17 protein-coding genes are annotated in these 16843 nt (G+C 67.7%); 10 read left to right on the top strand and 7 right to left on the bottom strand.

From position 1 onward, the window contains the following. Nucleotides 1-72: 72 nt before the first annotated feature. Entirely contained in the window at nt 73-414 is a 342-nt protein-coding gene (locus B4589_RS13905; RefSeq protein WP_079234829.1) for an Hsp20/alpha crystallin family protein, read from the top strand. Here the strand turns inward: B4589_RS13905 and B4589_RS13900 are convergent. From B4589_RS13900 to B4589_RS13890, 3 genes are all read right to left on the bottom strand, one after another. Then, complete coding sequence (locus B4589_RS13900) at nt 411-1292, bottom strand: RimK family alpha-L-glutamate ligase (protein ID WP_079234828.1); 882 nt, start codon at nt 1290-1292, stop codon at nt 411-413. The two genes, B4589_RS13905 and B4589_RS13900, sit on opposite strands and share 4 nt — an antisense overlap. 623 nt (nt 1293-1915) lie before the next feature. Then, nucleotides 1916-3730, bottom strand: coding sequence for a ribosome biogenesis/translation initiation ATPase RLI (locus tag B4589_RS13895; RefSeq protein WP_079234827.1), 1815 nt, complete (start codon nt 3728-3730; stop codon nt 1916-1918). Then, nucleotides 3730-4044: a hypothetical protein gene (locus B4589_RS13890; RefSeq protein WP_079234826.1), complete on the bottom strand. Its 315-nt coding sequence runs from the start codon at nt 4042-4044 to the stop codon at nt 3730-3732. The genes B4589_RS13895 and B4589_RS13890 overlap by 1 nt, the downstream gene beginning before the upstream one ends. A 113-nt stretch (nt 4045-4157) precedes the next feature. Between B4589_RS13890 and B4589_RS13885 the strand changes: the two genes are divergently transcribed. Next, complete coding sequence (locus B4589_RS13885; RefSeq protein WP_079234825.1) at nt 4158-4442, top strand: ArsR family transcriptional regulator; 285 nt, start codon at nt 4158-4160, stop codon at nt 4440-4442. Between the two features lie 7 nt (nt 4443-4449). On the opposite strand, the gene B4589_RS13880 is transcribed toward B4589_RS13885, so the two are convergent. Beyond that, nucleotides 4450-5046, bottom strand: a complete 597-nt coding sequence (locus B4589_RS13880; RefSeq protein ID WP_079234824.1) for a riboflavin synthase — start codon at nt 5044-5046, stop codon at nt 4450-4452. A 91-nt stretch (nt 5047-5137) separates the two neighbouring features. Here B4589_RS13880 and B4589_RS13875 point away from each other — a divergent pair, with 91 nt between their 5' ends. After that, complete coding sequence (locus B4589_RS13875) at nt 5138-5383, top strand: hypothetical protein (RefSeq protein WP_079234823.1); 246 nt, start codon at nt 5138-5140, stop codon at nt 5381-5383. 217 nt (nt 5384-5600) lie between these two features. Here the strand turns inward: B4589_RS13875 and B4589_RS13870 are convergent, their stop codons facing one another. After that, nucleotides 5601-6815 carry a Xaa-Pro peptidase family protein gene (locus B4589_RS13870; RefSeq protein WP_079234822.1) on the bottom strand — a complete coding sequence of 405 codons (1215 nt, stop codon included), beginning with the start codon at nt 6813-6815 and terminating at the stop codon, nt 5601-5603. After that, complete coding sequence (locus B4589_RS13865) at nt 6812-8683, bottom strand: UvrD-helicase domain-containing protein (RefSeq protein WP_079234821.1); 1872 nt, start codon at nt 8681-8683, stop codon at nt 6812-6814. Before B4589_RS13865 ends, B4589_RS13870 begins: the two co-directional genes overlap by 4 nt. A gap of 304 nt (nt 8684-8987) precedes the next feature. On the opposite strand from B4589_RS13865, the gene B4589_RS13860 reads away from it, so the two are divergent. The 4 genes from B4589_RS13860 to B4589_RS13845 are packed head-to-tail and all read left to right on the top strand — an operon-like array spanning nt 8988 to nt 12966. Next, nucleotides 8988-10112 (top strand): PotD/PotF family extracellular solute-binding protein, encoded by a 1125-nt coding sequence (locus B4589_RS13860; RefSeq protein WP_079234820.1) that lies wholly within the window; start codon nt 8988-8990, stop codon nt 10110-10112. A 4-nt stretch (nt 10113-10116) separates the two neighbouring features. Further along, complete coding sequence (locus B4589_RS13855; RefSeq protein ID WP_079234819.1) at nt 10117-11250, top strand: ABC transporter ATP-binding protein; 1134 nt, start codon at nt 10117-10119, stop codon at nt 11248-11250. Continuing rightward, the gene (locus B4589_RS13850; protein ID WP_079234818.1) at nt 11250-12158 is read left to right on the top strand and encodes an ABC transporter permease; all 909 of its coding nucleotides are present in this window, start codon (nt 11250-11252) and stop codon (nt 12156-12158) included. Before B4589_RS13855 ends, B4589_RS13850 begins: the two co-directional genes overlap by 1 nt. Next, nucleotides 12151-12966: an ABC transporter permease gene (locus tag B4589_RS13845; RefSeq protein WP_176330529.1), complete on the top strand. Its 816-nt coding sequence runs from the start codon at nt 12151-12153 to the stop codon at nt 12964-12966. The genes B4589_RS13850 and B4589_RS13845 overlap by 8 nt, the downstream gene beginning before the upstream one ends. A 61-nt stretch (nt 12967-13027) precedes the next feature. On the opposite strand, the gene B4589_RS13840 is transcribed toward B4589_RS13845, so the two are convergent. Continuing rightward, the gene (locus tag B4589_RS13840) at nt 13028-13201 is read right to left on the bottom strand and encodes an HVO_0416 family zinc finger protein (RefSeq protein WP_176330528.1); all 174 of its coding nucleotides are present in this window, start codon (nt 13199-13201) and stop codon (nt 13028-13030) included. A 144-nt stretch (nt 13202-13345) separates the two neighbouring features. Here B4589_RS13840 and B4589_RS13835 point away from each other — a divergent pair, with 144 nt between their 5' ends. The 3 genes from B4589_RS13835 to B4589_RS13825 all read left to right on the top strand — a co-directional run bounded on the left by B4589_RS13835 (nt 13346) and on the right by B4589_RS13825 (nt 16837). After that, the gene (locus B4589_RS13835; RefSeq protein ID WP_079234817.1) at nt 13346-14695 is read left to right on the top strand and encodes an alkaline phosphatase family protein; all 1350 of its coding nucleotides are present in this window, start codon (nt 13346-13348) and stop codon (nt 14693-14695) included. A 534-nt stretch (nt 14696-15229) separates the two neighbouring features. Beyond that, nucleotides 15230-16330 (top strand): pyridoxal phosphate-dependent aminotransferase, encoded by a 1101-nt coding sequence (locus B4589_RS13830; RefSeq protein ID WP_079234816.1) that lies wholly within the window; start codon nt 15230-15232, stop codon nt 16328-16330. A 141-nt stretch (nt 16331-16471) separates the two neighbouring features. After that, nucleotides 16472-16837, top strand: a complete 366-nt coding sequence (locus B4589_RS13825; protein WP_079234815.1) for a DUF5830 family protein — start codon at nt 16472-16474, stop codon at nt 16835-16837. Nucleotides 16838-16843 lie beyond the last annotated feature (6 nt).

The raw sequence follows: 16843 nt of genomic DNA, 5'->3' as shown, positions 1-16843 counted from the left end.
GCGGAACCGGGACACAAGGCGACGATAGCCGCCGACAGAAGGCTTTTGCCCGGCGCTAGTGTACGGACATCCATGCGTAGGGATGACCGCGAAGACCCGTTCGGCGATATCTTCGACGAGATCGAGCGGATGATGGGCGGCGGCCCGGCCGAGGACGGCGCCGACGCCCACGTCGACGCGTTCGACGAGGGGGACGAACTCCGGCTCGTCGCGGACCTCCCCAGCGCGAGCAAGGAGGATATCTCGCTCCAGTGTGACGGCGAGACGCTCACGATCGAAGCGGGCGAGTACCGCGAGCGCGTGCGGCTCCCGACCCGCGTCGACGAACACACTGCGGAGGCGACGTTCAACAACGGCGTGCTCGAAGTCAGCTTCGAGAAGCTCGACGACGCCGCCGACATCGACCTCTCCTAGCGGTTTTCGGCCGTCGTCCGGATCAGCTCGGCCAGCCGGTCGTAAAACTCCGGCTCGTACTTCGTCGCGTCGTCGACCGTCGGCCGCGCGTTCGTCTCGTTGACCACCAGTCGGTCCTCGGTCTCCAGCAGATCCACCCCGAGGTAGTCGATCCCCAGCACCGCGGCCGCGCGCTCCGCGAGTTCGCGAGCGTCCGCCGGGAGCGAGACACCCTCCGCGACGGCGCCGCGGTGGACGTTGTGTTTCCACTTGCCGGCCTCGGTCTCCGCCTCGGGGAGGCGGCGCTCAACGGCGCCGACGTACTCGCCGTCGACGACCATCGCGCGGTAGTCCCGGGCGTCGGGGAGGTACTCCTGCAGGAGGTACGACCGGTCGCCGGTCGCCCGGAAGTCGTGGACGAGGTCGAGGTAGTCGGTGACGCCGAGCAGCGAGTCCGGGTCCTCCACGCGGGCGACGCCGACGCCGCGGGTGGTGGAGTTGGGTTTGATCACGAGCGAGCCGGCGGCGGCCTCGCGCTGGAGGGTCGCTGCTGCAGCAGCGACGGCGTCGTCGTCGACGGGGTTGGAGACGAGCGTGGTGTCGGGGACGGGCAGGCCCGCCTCGGCGAGCGTGGCGAGCACGCCCGCCTTGTTGCGGGAGGTGAGGATCGCGTCGCGGTCGTTCACCCACGGGACGTTCAGGGCGGCTGAGACGGCGCCGCCCTCCATCAGCCGCGAGGGGAACACGAGGCCGACGTCGACGCTCGGGAGGTCGGGGTCGGTGAGCGAGAGCGTGCGCTCGCTGGCTCGGAGCGGGACTGCCTCGATGTCGCGCTCGGCGAGGGGGTCGTGTATTCGGTTGTAGGTTTCCTGCTGGGTGGCGACGGCGAGCCGGAGCATCGTCTGGGTTGGTGTGGGGGTCGTGGTGGGGTATAGCTTCGTGGTTCTGGGGGGATTGTTTGGTTGAGGTATCTGGGCTACTCGTTAGGTAACCGAGCACGGCAACACCGTGAAAGCCCCTGCCCGCTCGACTCGGGGACCTCGCTGCGCGCTTCGCTCACTCCGTTCGCTCCAGTGCTTGCTTCGGCCGCCGTCGTCGAGCGACCAGCCCCTTTCAGTCCCTCCCAACCGCACAGCCCACGAACCTCCCCAGCCGACTCGCTCCCGATGGTCGCTCGTCCCTCGCGCGCTCGTTCGCGCAGGGACGCGCTCACGTCACGCGCCGACGGCCGTGGCGGTGCGGTCGCGGTGGACGCCTCGCGGCCGTCGACGGTCGCCGGCCGCGGGGCGAGGGGTGGGGATTCCATGCTGCGCCGTTGACGAGAGCCGCAGTCTCTCGTCTGCCAATCAGAAATCTCCGATTTCTGATGACGGGGCTCGTCCCCGGCGCACTGCGGTCGCAAGTGGTCATGCATCGAGATGCTGTTGCGGTCGCGGTCCGAAAATGCCACCAACTCTGGTAGCTGCTCCGACGGGTGGTAGACCAGCCAAACAACGGTCGAACAACCGAAAAAGACCGAAAATCAGCCCGAGTAGTAGTACTCGCCTTCCCGCTTCTGCTCGCGGTCCTTCTGGCTCCCCGGTTTATTAATACGCGGCCGGCCCGTCCGCTCGTCGCGGCGGAACGTGATGTCCAGATCCGCGAGGAAATCGTTCATCCCCGCGCGCATCTCCTGGGGCGGGCGAGCAGTCCCATGCTCGGCGGGCTCGCCGTCGAACACCATCAGGCGGTCCGACAGCAGGTCGATCATGTAGATGTCGTGGTCGATCACCATCGCCGTCGCGTCGTGGTTCTCGGTGTAGCGCCGGATCGCCGACGTCGCCTGAACGCGCTGCTCCACGTCGAGGTGTGCGGAGGGCTCGTCGAGCAGGTAGAGGTCGGCGTCCTCCGAGAGGCAGGCCGCGATCGCGACGCGCTGGCGCTCACCGCCCGAGAGGTCGTCGAGGTTCTGCTCCATGATCCCCTCCAGCTGGAGCGGCTGGGCGATCTCGGTGTTCCAGTAGGAGCTCCCGAACTGGTCGGTGATCGAGGAGAGGAACGCGTCGACGCGCATCGGCTGGTCGATCTCGATGTACTGGGGCTTGTACGCGATGTCCAGCCGCGTGTCGAGACCGCCCTCCTCGGGCTCCAAGTCTCCGGTGAACATCTTCGCCAGCGTCGACTTCCCGATCCCGTTCGGGCCGACGACGCCCAGCACTTCTGACTCGTAGATGGTGCCGCTCTCGACGGAAAGCGAGAACTCCCCCTCGCCGTAGGACTTCTGCAGGTCGGGGTACTCGATCAGCGGCTGGCCGGTCGTCGCCTTCCGCGGCGCGTGCTGCTCGAACGTGATCTCCTCCGGCCGGATGCGCATGTTCTCGTTATCGAGGTAGCCCGAGAGGTACTCGTTGATGCCGTTGCGGACCGATTTGGGGTCCGTGACGACACCGTACGCTCCCGGCTCCCCGTAGGTGACGTGGAGCGTGTCCGCCAGCAGGTCGAGGATCGCGAGGTCGTGCTCGACGACGAGCATCGACCGCTCGCCGTCGTCGGCGAGCTCGCGGATCAGCCGCGCGGCGGTCATCCGCTGGCTGATGTCGAGGTAGGGGGTGATCTCGTCGAGGAAGTAGAAGTCGACGTCACGAGCCAGCGTCGCCGCGAGCGCGACGCGCTGGAGCTCGCCGCCGGAGATCGAGTCGATGTCCTGCTCCATCACCGGCCGGATCGACAGTTCGTCGACGAGGTAGTCGAGCTCGTCCCGTTCGTCGGTCTGTTCGAGCAGTTGGCGTACCTCGCCGTCGAACTGCTTGGGGATCTGGTCGACGTACTGGGGCTTGCGCGCGACCTCGATCTCGCCGTCGATCAGCTGTTCGAGGTAGCTCTGGAGCTCCGTGCCCCGGTAGCGGTCGAGCACCGACTCCCAGCCGGGCTCGTCCTCGAACTCGCCGAGGTTCGGCGTCATCTCGCCGGCCAACGCGTGGACGGCGGTCGACTTCCCGATCCCGTTCGGGCCGAGCATCCCCGTCACCTTCCCGGGCTCGGGGGTGGGGAGCCCGTACAGCGCAAAGGCGTTGTCGCCGTAGCGGTGGACCGGCTCCTCGTCGAGTTCGCTGGGGAGGTTCAGGATCTCGATCGCGTCGAAGGGGCATTTCTCGACGCAGATCCCACAGCTCTCGCCCAGACAGATCTCCTCGGAGATGTGGACCTGGTCGGGGTCTCCCTCCTCGGCGTCCTCGCCGCGGAGCGTGATGCACTCCTTCCCGGTCCGGTTGGGCGGGCAGAAGTTCTTACACTCGTAGTTGCATCGGTCGGGCTGGCAGCGGTCCAGATCCACGACCGCGATACTGTCGCTGGACATCAGAAGCTCACTCCGGTCGAGAGCACGACGGTGTAGCTCAGGAACCAGAGCGCGAACGTCATGAACCCGACGTAGAGGTTGTCCTTGATCCCGAAGTCGCCGACGTCGACGCCGATCGCGTAGAGGATCGGCTGCTGGACGATCACGAACGCCGCGACGACCGCCAGCTGGGTGGTCAGCCCGATCGAGGCGGGATCGGTCCCCAACACCATCGCGCTCACGACGGTCGCGGCCACGCCGGACAGACAGGCGAGGGTCGTGACGGTCACCCCGCGGACGTGGTCCGAAAGCCCGCGAGAACTCTCCGTAGCCATGGGAACGACTCCGTGACGCGCCGACAAAAGGGGTTCGCTTGCACCCAAGCGACGCTGGTCCGCGTCACCAGTCCACGAAGATTTATGGCCATGCGCGGTTTCGATCCGAAACGATGACCGACACAGACGAGGAGGTTCTCGACGACCTCCCACCAAGCGCCAAGCTCGTGTTCAAAGTACTCGAGTACGACGGTCCGCTGACGCAGAAAGGGATCGTCGAGGAGTCGATGCTCTCCGCACGGACGGTCCGGTACGCGCTCGAACGCCTCGAAGGGATCGGCGTCGTGGACGAGGACGTCTACTTCGCCGACGCGCGCCAGAACCTCTACCAGCTGAACCCGCCCGAGCCGGTGCAGGCCGACGGCGGCGCCGAAGCCTGTTCCGGCCAGGCCGACTGAGCGAGCCTCACTGGTAGCCCTGCGTCATCCGTTCGACGTACTTCGCCACCACGTCGACCTCCAGGTGGACCGGATCGCCCTCCGCTTTCTCCGACAGCGTCGTGATCTCCCGGGTCGCGGGGATGATCGCCACCTCGAAGGAGCTCTCGTCTCGTTCGGCGACGGTGAGACTGATCCCGTCGACCGTGATCGCCCCCTTCGAGACGACGTACTGGCTGACAGCCTCGGGCAGCGAGAACGTGTAGCGCCAGTCCTCGCCCACCCGCTCGATCGCTTCGACCGTCGCGGTGGTGTCGACGTGGCCCTGCACGACGTGGCCGTCGAAGCGGCCGTCCGCCGGGAGCGCGCGCTCGACGTTGACCGAGTCGCCGACGCCGACCGCGCCGAGATACGTCTTCTCGACCGTCTCGCTCGCGAGGAACACTTCGAACCAGCCATCCCCCTGGTCGAACGCCTCGACGGTGAGACAGACGCCGCTGACGCTGATCGACTGCCCGTGGTGGAGGTCGTCCAGCCCCGACGCCGCGACCGTGAGACGGCGCCCGTCCTCGGTCTCGGTCACGTCGGTGATCTCGCCCGTCCGCTCGACGATGCCGGTGAACACGCCCGGATCTCCGCGGTCGCGTCTCAAGAGCGTTTCCACTCTCAGTTCTGTGGCGGGAGGGTTTTGCCCGCCGACCGCCTACGCGGGAGCGATGCGACTGGGACTGCTGGAGACCGTGGGTATCGCGGGCAGCCTCGTGTTCGCGATCCCGCTGGGGATCTACGCGGTCGAGCGACTGCTCGGGGGTGAGACCGTCGTGGGCGGCGCGTTCCTCGCGGTCGCGGCGCTGATGGTGCTGCTCCCCAAGTACCTGACCACGCCCGGCGACCTGCCGGGGATGGCCGCCGAGCGGGCGGTCGAGGGCGTCGTCGAGGATCCCGAGGACGAGGAGGAGTGAGTCGGCGAGGGAGCCGCCGCTATCACGACGAGAGAGCCGCCGCTGCCGACCGTGGCGAACAGACGGCGCGCGCGGTCGACGCTGACGAGGGGCTGGCAGTCGGACGTCGTCCGACGACGCCGCAGGGGGTGCGCCGTACTCCCGCCTCGGCCGCCCTACGGTCCCGTTCAGACCACGGTCTGGCTGGTCCCGCTCTCCGCCAAAAAGTCGGGGCGCGTTACTCGGGCGCCGCCGGCGTGAACCGAACCGGGTAGGTCGCCAGCCGTTCGGCACCGTTCTCGGTGACGGCGACGAGATCCTCGATACGGACGCCGCCGATATCGGGGTCGTAGACGCCGGGTTCGATCGTGACCACGTTGCCTACTTCGAGCGGCGTGTCGGCACGCAGCGACGGACCCTCGTGGAGGCTCACGCCGACGCCGTGGCCCACACCGTGCGTGAAGCCGACTTCCGCGGAGTCGATCCGGAACCCGTGAGCGGTGAGTTCGGCGGCGGCCTCCTCGTGGACCGTCCCGGCGGTGACGCCCGCTTCGACGTGCTCAAGCGCGGTCTCGTGGGCCTGCTCGACCGCGACGAACGCGCGGCGTTCCCAGCCGCCGTCGCTGTCGACGGCGAACGTCCGCGTGAGGTCGCCGTAGTAGCCGTGGGGGCCGCGTGGGGAGACGTCGAGCAGCACCGTCTCCCCGGGCGCGACGTGGTCGATCCCGGTGTAGTGGAGGTCCGCCGCGGTTGGGCCAGCGCCGATAACGGTGTTCCCGGCGCTCCGGACGCCGTGGCGGGCCAGCTCCGCGTCGACCTCGCGGCGCAGGCGCTCGGTGGTGAGCGGCTCACCCTCGAACAGTAGGTCGTCGCCGTCCGGTTCCGCGCTCGCGAGCACTGCCTCGGCGCGAGCCATCCCGCGGCAAGTGACCGCCTGCACCCGGCGCAGACAGGCGAGTTCGGCCTCGGTTTTCCGTTCGCGGGCGTCGGCGACGACCGTCGTTGATTCGGGCTTGTAGCCGGCGTCTTCGAGGTAGAGCGCGGCGTCGTGGGGGATGCTCGCGGGCGTGAGTACGGTCTCTCCCTCGCGGAGGTCGTCAAGCGCCGCGGCCGCGCGGACGCCCGCGGGGTCGCCCTGATTCCCGGTTCGGACCTCGCGAGCGACGCCGTCGTCCGGTGCGCCGTCGACGAACTCGCGTTCGGCCTGCTCGTCGAACAGCGCGGGCGCGGTGAGGACGGCGCTGTCGGGCGTGACGACGACGGCGTACGCGCGGTCGGGGCCGCCGAACCGTGAGAGGTACCGCAGGTCGCCGTCGAAGCGGTCGCCGACGGCGACGAACCCCGCGGCGTCGCGCTCAGCGACGGCGTCGACGATCGGCGAGAGGTCGGTCCCGGGGGCGGTGGGGTAGTCCGGAGCGAGTTCGGGCGCCCCGGGCGCGAGCGCCGGACTCACGGCTCCGGTTCGGGCGCCTCCAGCGACTCCTGCACCTCGTCGATCAGCTCCGCGGGGGGCTCCTCCCGGAGTTCGTTGAACAGCACGACGCTGATCGGCAGCGTCGGCGCGCCGGTGACGAGGTTCTCCATCAGCACGAGGCGCTCGCGGGCGCGGGACATCCCGACGTAGAACACGCGGCGCTCGTTGTCCGTCAGCAGCGGCACGGGGTCGGTCGTCTTGGTGAACTCCTCGTCACCCGGCAGGTCGATCCCCTCCTGGTCGGCCTGGGCCGCCATCTGCTCGACCACCTTCTCGGTCAGGTCGGTCGCGACGAACACGTGGTCGGCCTCGCGACCCTTCGCGGAGTGGATGGTGCCGACGCGGACGCGGTCGGGGTCCATCCCCGCGTAGTCGCCCTCGAAGTACGCCTTCATCGACTTGCGCTGGAACGAGGTGATCTTCCGAGCCATGTCCGCGGCGCTTCGGGGGCCGGGCATGAACGGCACCGCGTCCTCGACGGCGTCGGGCGCGACCGGGATCGACGCGAGGTCGTCCTCGGCGGCCCGCTCCTCCACCTCGTCGATCAGGTCGTACAGGTCGTCGCGCTCGCCGCTGCCGAACGCCGACTCCTGGAGGATGTCCGCCAGCCGCCGGGCCTGGAGCGCGGTGAGGCGCTCGCCAGCGTCGACGGACTCGATCGCCCGCACGTAGTCTGTCAGTCGGTCGGTCCAGAGCCGCTGGTCCGTCAGCGAGGAGAAGGGCATCCCCTCGTCGATGAACTCGTCGACGAAGTCGAACATCTGGTAGCGCGCCCGGAACAGCAGCATCACGCTCCCGTCGCCGTCCTCGCGGGAGTTCTCCCGCTCGATCGTGTGCCGGACGTTCCGGACGAGTTCGAGCATCGACGGCGACTCGGCGGCCTCGACGGTGCCGCCCTCCTTCCGCGGCCGGAGATCCTTCTCCTGGCGTTTGTCGATGTGGCGGATCTCCTTGTTCACGACGTTGAGCACGCGTGAGGGGAGCCGGTAGGAGTTCGGGAGGACGACGTCCTCGTCGACCGCCTCGTCGAGCAGCAGGTCGGGGTCGGCGCCCTGCCAGGCGTACACCACCTGATCGTCGTCGCCGGCGATCAGCGCCTTCTCCAGGTGGGGTTTCCACTCCTCGTACACTTTCGACTGGAGGGTGGTGATGTCCTGGAACTCGTCGATGATCAGGTAGTCGACGTCGGGCTGGAGCGAGCGCTGGGCGACGCGTTCGAGCATGTCGGCGAAGCCGATAACGTCGTGCTCGCCCTTGTAGCTGCGCCAGCCGCGGATCGCCTCGGGCACGTCGAGCCGGTCGTCGTCGGAGGGCCACGTCGGCGTGTACTTGTTCCCCTCCTGGGCGTTGGGGTCGATCTCCGGCGGGAGGCGGACCTCCTCGACGTCCCACTTGAACGGCACGTCGTACCAGTCGGCGACCTCGCGGTCGGTTCGCTGGAGCCACTGCGAGGTGGCGATCACCTTGTTGCCCAGTGTCGTCGATCGTGCGGTCCGACGGCCGGCGCCGGATTTCTCGTCCTCGTACTCGACGCCGAAATCCTCGCAGAACTCCTCCTTGTCGCTCTCGCCGACCACGTCGCCCCGCGAGAGGTCGAGCAGTTCGTACGCCTTCGCGTGCATCGTACAGACGTTCCCCTGCAGCGCTCGGGGCGTCGTGTCGAGGCGCTCGGCGAGGCGTTCGCGGATCTCGGCGGCGGCTGCGCGCGTGTAGGAGACCACGAGCACGTCCCTGACGGTGACACCGTCGTCCTCGAGCAGTTCCTCGACGCGGTCGAGGAGGGCGGTCGTCTTCCCGCTCCCCGGCCCACCGAACAGGCGGGTGACGCGAGCGTCCGTGTCGGTCATTGGAGGTTACATGGGCCGGTCCCCCATAAGGGAGTGGGTTCGCGAGAGAGGGCGAGGGGCGGGTGTCCGGGCCGATGGGAGGTCCCCCGAGGTCGTTCGAACGCGGGCGACGACGATCGGCGTTCACCCTCCTTGGGGAACGGCAGGCCGGTCTCGCCGGCGTCGCGCCCCTGCTGCCTCGTTACACCACCGTTGGCGTCACGCGATCGCGTCAGTACGAACCTTCGAAATTCCTTGTTGTGGACTCTCATAATGTTTCCCTAGGCCATCACTGTTTTATGTCACACCCTGTTTGGCGCCGGGTATGTCAGGCGATAGCCTGGACGATGCGAAGGCGACGCGAGACACTGGACACAGCTCTGCGACCCGCCGGGCGTTCCTCGGCGCGGCCGGCACTGCGGGCGCCACCGCGCTCGCCGGCTGTGGGGGAGTGCTCGGTGGAACCGGCGGACCGCCGACGCTCCGGGTCCCGGTCTGGAGCGGCAACTACATCGAGCGCTTCGAGAAAGCCATCCGGCCGATCTTCGAGTCGCGGTTCGACGCCGAACTCGAGCTGGTCTCCGGGTGGAACTCGCTGCTCGCGAAGATCAAGTCCGCGCCCCCCGACGACCCACCGTTCGACGTGACCGTCGCGTGTGAGCCCATCTACTACAACGGCCGAACACAGGGGCTGTTCGAGGAGCTCCGGTACGAGGAGAACATCCCGAACATCGACAACGTCATCCAGCACTACAAGGACATCCGACCCCACTCCCACGGCGCCCCCGTCGACGGCGCGCCGCTCAGCATCCTCTACAACACGGAGCTCGAGGAGCCCGTGGAGACGTGGAGCGACTTCACCAGCTCCACCGTCCAGCAGTCCCGCGGCGTCGGCGTCGACTCCGGGTTCTGGATCTACCCGCTGCTCGGCGCCGGCGTCGGCACGGACGCCGCGCCCGGCGCGCGCGAACTGTACCAGGAACAGTACCACGAGGAGCTCCTGAACACGCTCGAGAGCTGGCCCATCCAGGGCTGGGCGACCTCCGGGACCGACATCTGGGAGCAGTTCCGGAACGGCACCATCGACGCCGCCCAGTGGTACTTCGACCAGGTGTACTACGACATGGACAGCCACGAGAACGTCGAGTTCTCGATGCCCGACGCCAACGCGGGCTGGATGAACAACTGGGCGGTCGTCCGCGGCACGGACAAGCGCCAGCTCGGCGAGGAGTTCATCAACATGCTCCTCGACGCCGAGGTCCAGAGCAAGTGGGCCGAGGACCACCCGCTGTTCTTCACGAACGCCGACATGTCGTACCCGGACGACCTCGCCCAGTACCTCCCGACCGACGCCGAGGAAGCCGAACAGTGGTCGATCCCGCAGTGGGACAAGGTCGCCCCCTACTCGGAGAAGTTCTCGACCAAGTTCAAACGGATGAAGACCCAGTAAGGCGATGGCCTCTGTAACCCTCGCGGATCTGACCAAGGAGTACGGCGATCTGACCGCAGTGGACGACCTCGAGCTCGACGTCGACGACGGGGAGCTGCTCTGCCTGCTCGGCCCGTCGGGCTGTGGGAAGTCCACGACCCTCCGGATGCTCGGCGGTCTCGAGACGCCGACCTCCGGCGACGTTCACATCGGCGACGATCGCGTCACCGACCAGCCGGCGTACGAACGGGACACGTCGATGGTGTTCCAGTCGTGGGCGCTGTTCCCGCAGAAGAACGTCCTGGAGAACGTCGCGTTCGGCCTGAAGATGGACGGCGTCAGCGAGGACGAGCGCGTCGAGCGCGCCCGCGACGTCCTCGAAGTCGTCGAGATGAGCGAGTTCGAGGACGCCGACCCCGGCGACCTCTCCGGCGGCCAGAAACAGCGCGTCGCGCTCGCGCGCTCGCTGGCGATCGAACCGGACGTCCTCCTGCTCGACGAGCCGCTGTCGAACCTCGACAAGCGGCTCCGCGAGCAGATGCAGCTCGAGCTACGGAACATCCACGACGGCGTCGAGACGACGTTCGTCCACGTCACGCACGACCAGAACGAGGCGTTCACGCTCGCGGACAGCATCGCCATCATGAACGACGGCGAGATCGAGCAGGTCGGCGAGCCCCGCGAGATCTACGACGACCCCGTGAGCCTGTTCGTCGAGGAGTTCCTCGGCGACACCAACCTCGTGGACGCGACCGTCGAGGAGGAGATCGACGGGGGGATCGTCGCCGCCACCGAGTTCGACGAGGAGATCGAGGTGCCGACGCCGAACGGCGACGTCTCGCCGGGCGACCCGCTCACCATCTCGTTCCGCCCCGAGGAGTTCGACGTCTCCCGACTCGCCGCCGACGGCGGTCAGTCGGTCGAAGCCGCCGCGCCCGAGGACGTCACGAGCGCACTCGAGGGCAGCATCACGGACGTCCTCTACCGCGGCTCGTCGGTCCGGTTCTACGTCGAGATCGGGGAGACGAGCGTGTTCTTCGAGCAGAGCGTCGGCGACGACACGGACCTCGAAGTCGGCGACCCCGTCGTCGTCTCCTGGGACCCCGCGGACCTGCTGGTCTTCTCGGAGGGTAAACGCCTCGGACGGGGTGGGACGTGATGAACGCGCTCTCCGACGAGTCGATGTTCCGGTGGGTCGGGGAACGCATCAAGAGCCAGGACTCCACGACGGTGTTCCTGCTCGCGCCGATCGCGGCGTTCGAGCTGGTCTTTTTCGTCGTGCCGTTCCTCATCCTCGTCCGGATGAGCTTCAACACCCAGCCCGAGACCGGGTTCTACGAGAGCGGCTGGACGCTCGCCGCCTACGGGGATATCCTCGCTTCGAACCTCTACCACCAGATCATCCTGTTCTCGTTCAAGCTCGGCGTCATCGCGACCGTAACGGCGGTACTGCTCGGGCTGTTCTACGCGTACGCCGCCTACCGCGCCGAGGGGCTGACGAAGTCGATACTGCTGTTCTCGGTGATCCTCCCGCTGCTGACGACGCTGGTCGTGAAGACGTACGCGTGGCGGCCGCTGCTCGCGCCGAACGGCGTTCTCAACGACATCCTGCTCTCGGTCGGGCTGATCGGGGGACGGATCCAGTTCGCGCCCTCGCTGTTCGGCACGGTCGTCGGCCAGGTGTACATCGTGTTCCCGTACGCTGTCCTCTCGATCTACAGCGTGCTCTCCACGCTCGACTGGGACATCGTGGAGGCCGCGCGTGACCTCGGCGCGTCCCGCCCGCGGTCGTTCTTCGAGGTCGTCCTCCCCGAGGTGCTCCCCGGGGTCGCCGTCGCGACCGTCGTCTCCTTCGCGTGGAGCGTCGGCGCGTACGCCGCGCCCTCCCAGCTCGGGACGGGCGAGCAGACGACGTTCGCCATGGAGATCGGGAACCTCATGCTCACGAACTTCAACTGGCCGCTCGGCGCGGCGTTCTCGATCCTGATGCTGGCCGCGATGCTCGCGGCGACGCTCGCCGTGATCCGGCTGCTCACCGGCTCCGTCGGGGGTGTTCAGGATGTCTGAGGCCAGCATCCCCCGCGAGCGCGTCGAGGACGCGCTGTTCCGGGCGGGCTACTGGCTGGTGTTCGCGCTGCTCATGCTGCCGATCGTCGTCGTCTTCGTGACGTCGTTCCAGCAGTCGTCGTACCTGACGTTCCCGCCGAGCGGGTACACCCTCGAGTGGTACGCGCGGTTCTTCGGGAGCGAGGAGTGGCTCGGCGCCGTCCGGGACAGCCTCGCCATCGGCGTCGGCGCCTCGCTGCTCGCGACCGTGCTCGGCGTCACGGGGTCGCTGGCCGTCCAGCGCTCGGACTCCCGGGCCGCGAAGCTGCTCCCGCCGATCGTCCTGCTGCCGCTGCTCATCCCGCCGGTCGTGCTCGGGCTCACGCTGCTCATCTACTTCAACCGGATCGGGATCACGAACAGCTACGTGAACATCGTCGTCGCGCACACGCTCTGGGCGACGCCGCTCGTGTTCTTCATCATGCAGTCGGTGTTCGCGCGCTTCGACTGGAACCTCCGGGACGCCGGCACGGACCTCGGCGCGCGCCCCACGCGCGTGTTCTACCACGTCATCCTGCCGAACGTCCGCAGCGGCGTCGCGATCTCCGCGGTCGTGGCCTTCATCGTCAGCCTCCAAGAGTTCATCATGGCGCTGTTCCTGAAGTCCTTCGAGGTGAAGACCGTCCCCGTGCTCGCGTGGACGTCGCTGCAGTCCTCGCTCACGCCGATGGTCAGCGTCGTCTCCGCGTTCCTCGTGCTCACGTCGATCGTCGGCGTGTTGCTCTCGGCGGCCGTGATGAACCTCGAGTGGCTGGCCGAACAGCTATAGCTGCCTAACTGCTTCTTTCCGAAAAAACGAGAGAGATCCCGCCCGTCCGGGCGGGACGATCTTAGGGCCGCCAGCCGCAGACCGAACACTCCACCGCGCTGGACTCGTGAAGGCCGCCGCAGTCCGGACACTGTTTCTTGTTATAGGACTCCTCCCATCCCCGTGTCTCGTGGCCGCGGTCTTCGAGGAACTCGTCGAACAGTTCGTCGGCGGAGTGCTGCTCTGACGTCGCCATGCATGCTATTGTATACCACGTATCTAGGTAAGTCTTGTGCCCCCATGCCACACCCGGCAGGGCGATGCTGGCCGCGCCGATCAGGGAGCTCAATCCGCCAGTGTAGAGGGAAGCTTCTTAAGGTGTTCGACGGTACGACGGGGTATGGGACTGTTCGACCGACTCCGGGGCGAGAGCGACCCCCGGGTCGTCTTTCTCGGTATCGACGGCGTGCCGTTCAGTCTGCTCGACGACCACCCCGACGAGTTCCCGAACTTCGCCTCGCTCGCCGAGGAGGGGAGCGCCGGCCCGATCGACAGTATCGTCCCGCCGGAGTCCAGCGCCTGCTGGCCCTCGCTCACGACGGGCGTGAACCCGGGCGAGACCGGCGTCTACGGCTTTCAGGACCGCGAGATCGGCACGTACGACACGTACGTCCCGATGGGCCGTGACGTGCAGGCCACCCGGCTCTGGGATCGCGTCGCCAACGACGGCCGCGACGCGACGGTGATGAACGTCCCCGTGACGTTCCCGCCCCAGCGCAACGTCCAGCGCATGGTGTCGGGCTTCCTCTCGCCGAGCGTCGAGAAGGCCGCCTACCCCGACGAGCTCCGGGAGTATCTGGAGTCGATCGACTACAAGATCGACGCCGACGTGAAGCAGGGCCACGACGACGACAAGTCGGCGTTCATGGAGGACGCCCACGAGACGCTCGACAAGCGCTACGAGGCGTTCCAGCACTACCTCGACCAGGACGACTGGGACCTCTTCTTCGGCGTGTTCATGACGACCGACCGGGTCAACCACTTCCTGTTCGAGGATTACGAGCGCGACGGCCCCGAGAAGGAGGCGTTCATGGAGTTCTACCGGCAGGTCGACGAGTACGTCGGCAAGATCCGAGAGCGCCTCCCCGAGGACGTGACGCTCGTGGTCGCCTCCGACCACGGGTTCACCAGCCTCGACTACGAGGTCCACTTCAACGAGTGGCTGGAGCAGGAGGGCTGGCTCTCCTACCAGGACGAGAGCCACGAGGAGCTGGGCGACATCGCCGACGACACGCGGGCGTACTCGCTGATCCCGGGGCGGTTCTACATCAACCTGGAGAACCGCGAACCCCGCGGGAGCGTCCCCGAGGCGGAGTACGACGAGGTGCGCGACGAACTCAAAGCGGAGCTCGAGGCGCTCGAGGGTCCGGACGGGCGGAAGGTGTGTGACCGCGTCGTCGAGAAGGAGGAGGCGTTCCGCGGCGACCACGACGACATCGCGCCGGATCTGGTGGCGATCCCGAACCACGGGTTCGACCTGAAGGCCGGCTTCACCGGCGGCACGGACGTGTTCGCCGACGGGCCCCGGAACGGGATGCACAGCTTCGACAACGCCGCGCTGTTCGTCGACACGCCCGACGCGGATATCGAGGACAGCGACCTGCTGGATATCGCGCCGACGATTCTTGATCTGATGGAGCTGGAGTTCTCCCGGACGGAGTTCGACGGCGCGAGCCTGGTGCGGAGCTGAAGCGTAAAACTGGATTTTCTGTGGGTTTCGGAGCGCCTTTGTGGGTTTTGAGTAGCGTGAGCCAACAGCGACCGCGGCAGCATCTCGGTTGTCGACTTCTGAGACAGCAACCGCGACGGCAACAGCATCTCGATGCATGACCACTTGTGACCGCGAAGTGCCGGGCACGAGGCCCGACACAGCCCGGAGTCCCCACCCCTCCCCCCGCGCTCGCGACCGTCGCGAGCGCGAGGCGTCCACCGCGACCGCAGCCGGGGTCGGCGCGTGACGTGAGCGCGTCCATGCGCGAACGAGCGCGCGAGGGACGAGGGAGCGACTGAAAGGAGTGACCGAGTCGGTTGGGGAGGTGTGAGGGCTGTGCGGTTGCGGTCGCAAGTGGTCATGCTCGCTCCGCGGTCGTGTTTTCGGTCGATCCACCGAACTCCGCGGTGCCGTTCGCGGTTTCGTCGGTCCACACTCCAAACTGCCCAAGAACCCACCATCAACTTTGATTCGTCCGAAAACGGCATACCCACGCCACCCCCACCACGCCCCATGGAGTACGAGGAGCCGAAGTTCTTCCAGGTGATGGGCTACGTCGGCGAGGCCGACCACGACGTGGTCGACATGGTCAGCGGCAACCCCGACTGGGAGCCCCCGGAGGCGCTCCGCGACGGACTGAAGGAGTACGCCGAGTTCGAACCCGACCGCTTCCAGTACCCGCCCAGCGACGGCACCGCCGAACTCAAAGCCGAGATCGCCCAACGGCGCGGCGTCGACCCCGCGCAGATCGTGATCACCAACGGCACCGGCGAGGCGAACTACCTCGGGATGGCCGCCGCACTGGAACGGGATCTCGGCGACGAAGTCCTCCTGACCGATCCCGTCTACCCCTACTACCCGGGGAAGACGAAGATACTCGGCGGCGAGCCGACGTTCGTCCCCGCCAACCGCGACGGGAGCCTCGACGTCGACGCCTACCGCGAGGCGATGAGCGACGAAACCGCGCTGGTCGTGCTCAACACGCCGAACAACCCCACCGGCGCGGTGTACGACCACGGGAAGGTCGAGGAGATCGTCCGGCTCTGCGAGGATCACGGCGCGCTCGCGGTCGTCGACGAGGTGTACGACCACTTCGACCTCTCGGGCACGTTCGAGTCCGCGCTCACCATCGACTCCGAGAACCGCATCGTCACCTCCGGTTTCTCGAAGTCGCTCGCGATCACGGGGTTCCGCGTGGGGTACGCCATCTTCCCCGAGTGGCTCGCCGAGAACGCGAAAGCCCGGCACATGCTGGTCAACGTCGCGACCACGCGGCCGGGCCAGCACGCCGTCCTCCGCGGACTGGAGGGCGCCGACGCCGCCTACTACGAGGCCGCCCGCGAACTGATCCGCGACCGCGTCGACACGTTCACCGACGCGCTCGACGCCGCGGGTGCGGAGTACACCCGCCCGGACGGCGCGTTCTACGTGATGGCGCGCTTCGACGGCTACCCCGGGACGATGGCCAACGTCGAACGCCTCATCGACGAGGCCGGCGTCGCCGGGATGCCCGGCGAGGGGTTCGGCGAAGCGTACAGCGACTGGCTCCGCTTCGCGCTGGTGACGCCCCGCGTCGAGGAGGCGGCCGACCGGCTGGTCGCGTTCTTCGAGTAGCGGCACGTACAGGCCATTCTCCGCACGTTCGACGGCACCAGCGTCGGCATGCCGCCCAGCTATAAACCACATCCCGGGATAGCGAACGTCCGTTCGTGGAGCCACGCAACGCTCAAGCGCCCCCGGCGAGAACGCCCGCCCGTGTCGACCCGCGAGGAGAAACGTGAGCTCGGCCTCGAACTGCTCGCCCACCTGGAGGACGAGGAGCTCTCGCTGGCCGAGACGATCGACCGTCTGGAGGCGGTCACCACCAGCCCCGCGCTCACCCGCGAGATCCTCGACGACGCCGAGAAGCGCGGGCTGATCGAACGCGAGGACGGCCGCCTGCGCACCCGGACCGGCGGGACGTACGTCAGTTTCGAGAGCGAGGTGGTCGAACGCGAGGGCGAGTACGACTGCCGGCGCTGTGGCGCGGCCATCTCGACGGGGCACTTCGTCCAGTTCGAGAGCGGGGAGCTGGGCCCGTTCGGGCCGTCGTGTGTGCGGAAAGTGCTCGGCCGGGAGTGAACGACG

It is taken from the genome of Halolamina sp. CBA1230 (assembly GCF_002025255.2).
GTDB lineage: Archaea > Halobacteriota > Halobacteria > Halobacteriales > Haloferacaceae > Halolamina.
This window is presented reverse-complemented; position numbering and strand designations above follow the sequence as displayed.

Bases quoted from the DNA above. Each gene is read 5' to 3' on its own strand.
- B4589_RS13905 (WP_079234829.1), top strand. From the start codon at position 73: ATGCGTAGGGATGACCGCGAAGACCCGTTCGGCGATATCTTCGACGAG.
- B4589_RS13900 (WP_079234828.1), bottom strand. From the start codon at position 1,292: ATGCTCCGGCTCGCCGTCGCCACCCAGCAGGAAACCTACAACCGAATA.
- B4589_RS13895 (WP_079234827.1), bottom strand. From the start codon at position 3,730: ATGTCCAGCGACAGTATCGCGGTCGTGGATCTGGACCGCTGCCAGCCC.
- B4589_RS13890 (WP_079234826.1), bottom strand. From the start codon at position 4,044: ATGGCTACGGAGAGTTCTCGCGGGCTTTCGGACCACGTCCGCGGGGTG.
- B4589_RS13885 (WP_079234825.1), top strand. From the start codon at position 4,158: ATGACCGACACAGACGAGGAGGTTCTCGACGACCTCCCACCAAGCGCC.
- B4589_RS13875 (WP_079234823.1), top strand. From the start codon at position 5,138: ATGCGACTGGGACTGCTGGAGACCGTGGGTATCGCGGGCAGCCTCGTG.
- B4589_RS13865 (WP_079234821.1), bottom strand. From the start codon at position 8,683: ATGACCGACACGGACGCTCGCGTCACCCGCCTGTTCGGTGGGCCGGGG.
- B4589_RS13860 (WP_079234820.1), top strand. From the start codon at position 8,988: ATGTCAGGCGATAGCCTGGACGATGCGAAGGCGACGCGAGACACTGGA.
- B4589_RS13855 (WP_079234819.1), top strand. From the start codon at position 10,117: ATGGCCTCTGTAACCCTCGCGGATCTGACCAAGGAGTACGGCGATCTG.
- B4589_RS13850 (WP_079234818.1), top strand. From the start codon at position 11,250: ATGAACGCGCTCTCCGACGAGTCGATGTTCCGGTGGGTCGGGGAACGC.
- B4589_RS13845 (WP_176330529.1), top strand. From the start codon at position 12,151: ATGTCTGAGGCCAGCATCCCCCGCGAGCGCGTCGAGGACGCGCTGTTC.
- B4589_RS13840 (WP_176330528.1), bottom strand. From the start codon at position 13,201: ATGGCGACGTCAGAGCAGCACTCCGCCGACGAACTGTTCGACGAGTTC.
- B4589_RS13835 (WP_079234817.1), top strand. From the start codon at position 13,346: ATGGGACTGTTCGACCGACTCCGGGGCGAGAGCGACCCCCGGGTCGTC.
- B4589_RS13830 (WP_079234816.1), top strand. From the start codon at position 15,230: ATGGAGTACGAGGAGCCGAAGTTCTTCCAGGTGATGGGCTACGTCGGC.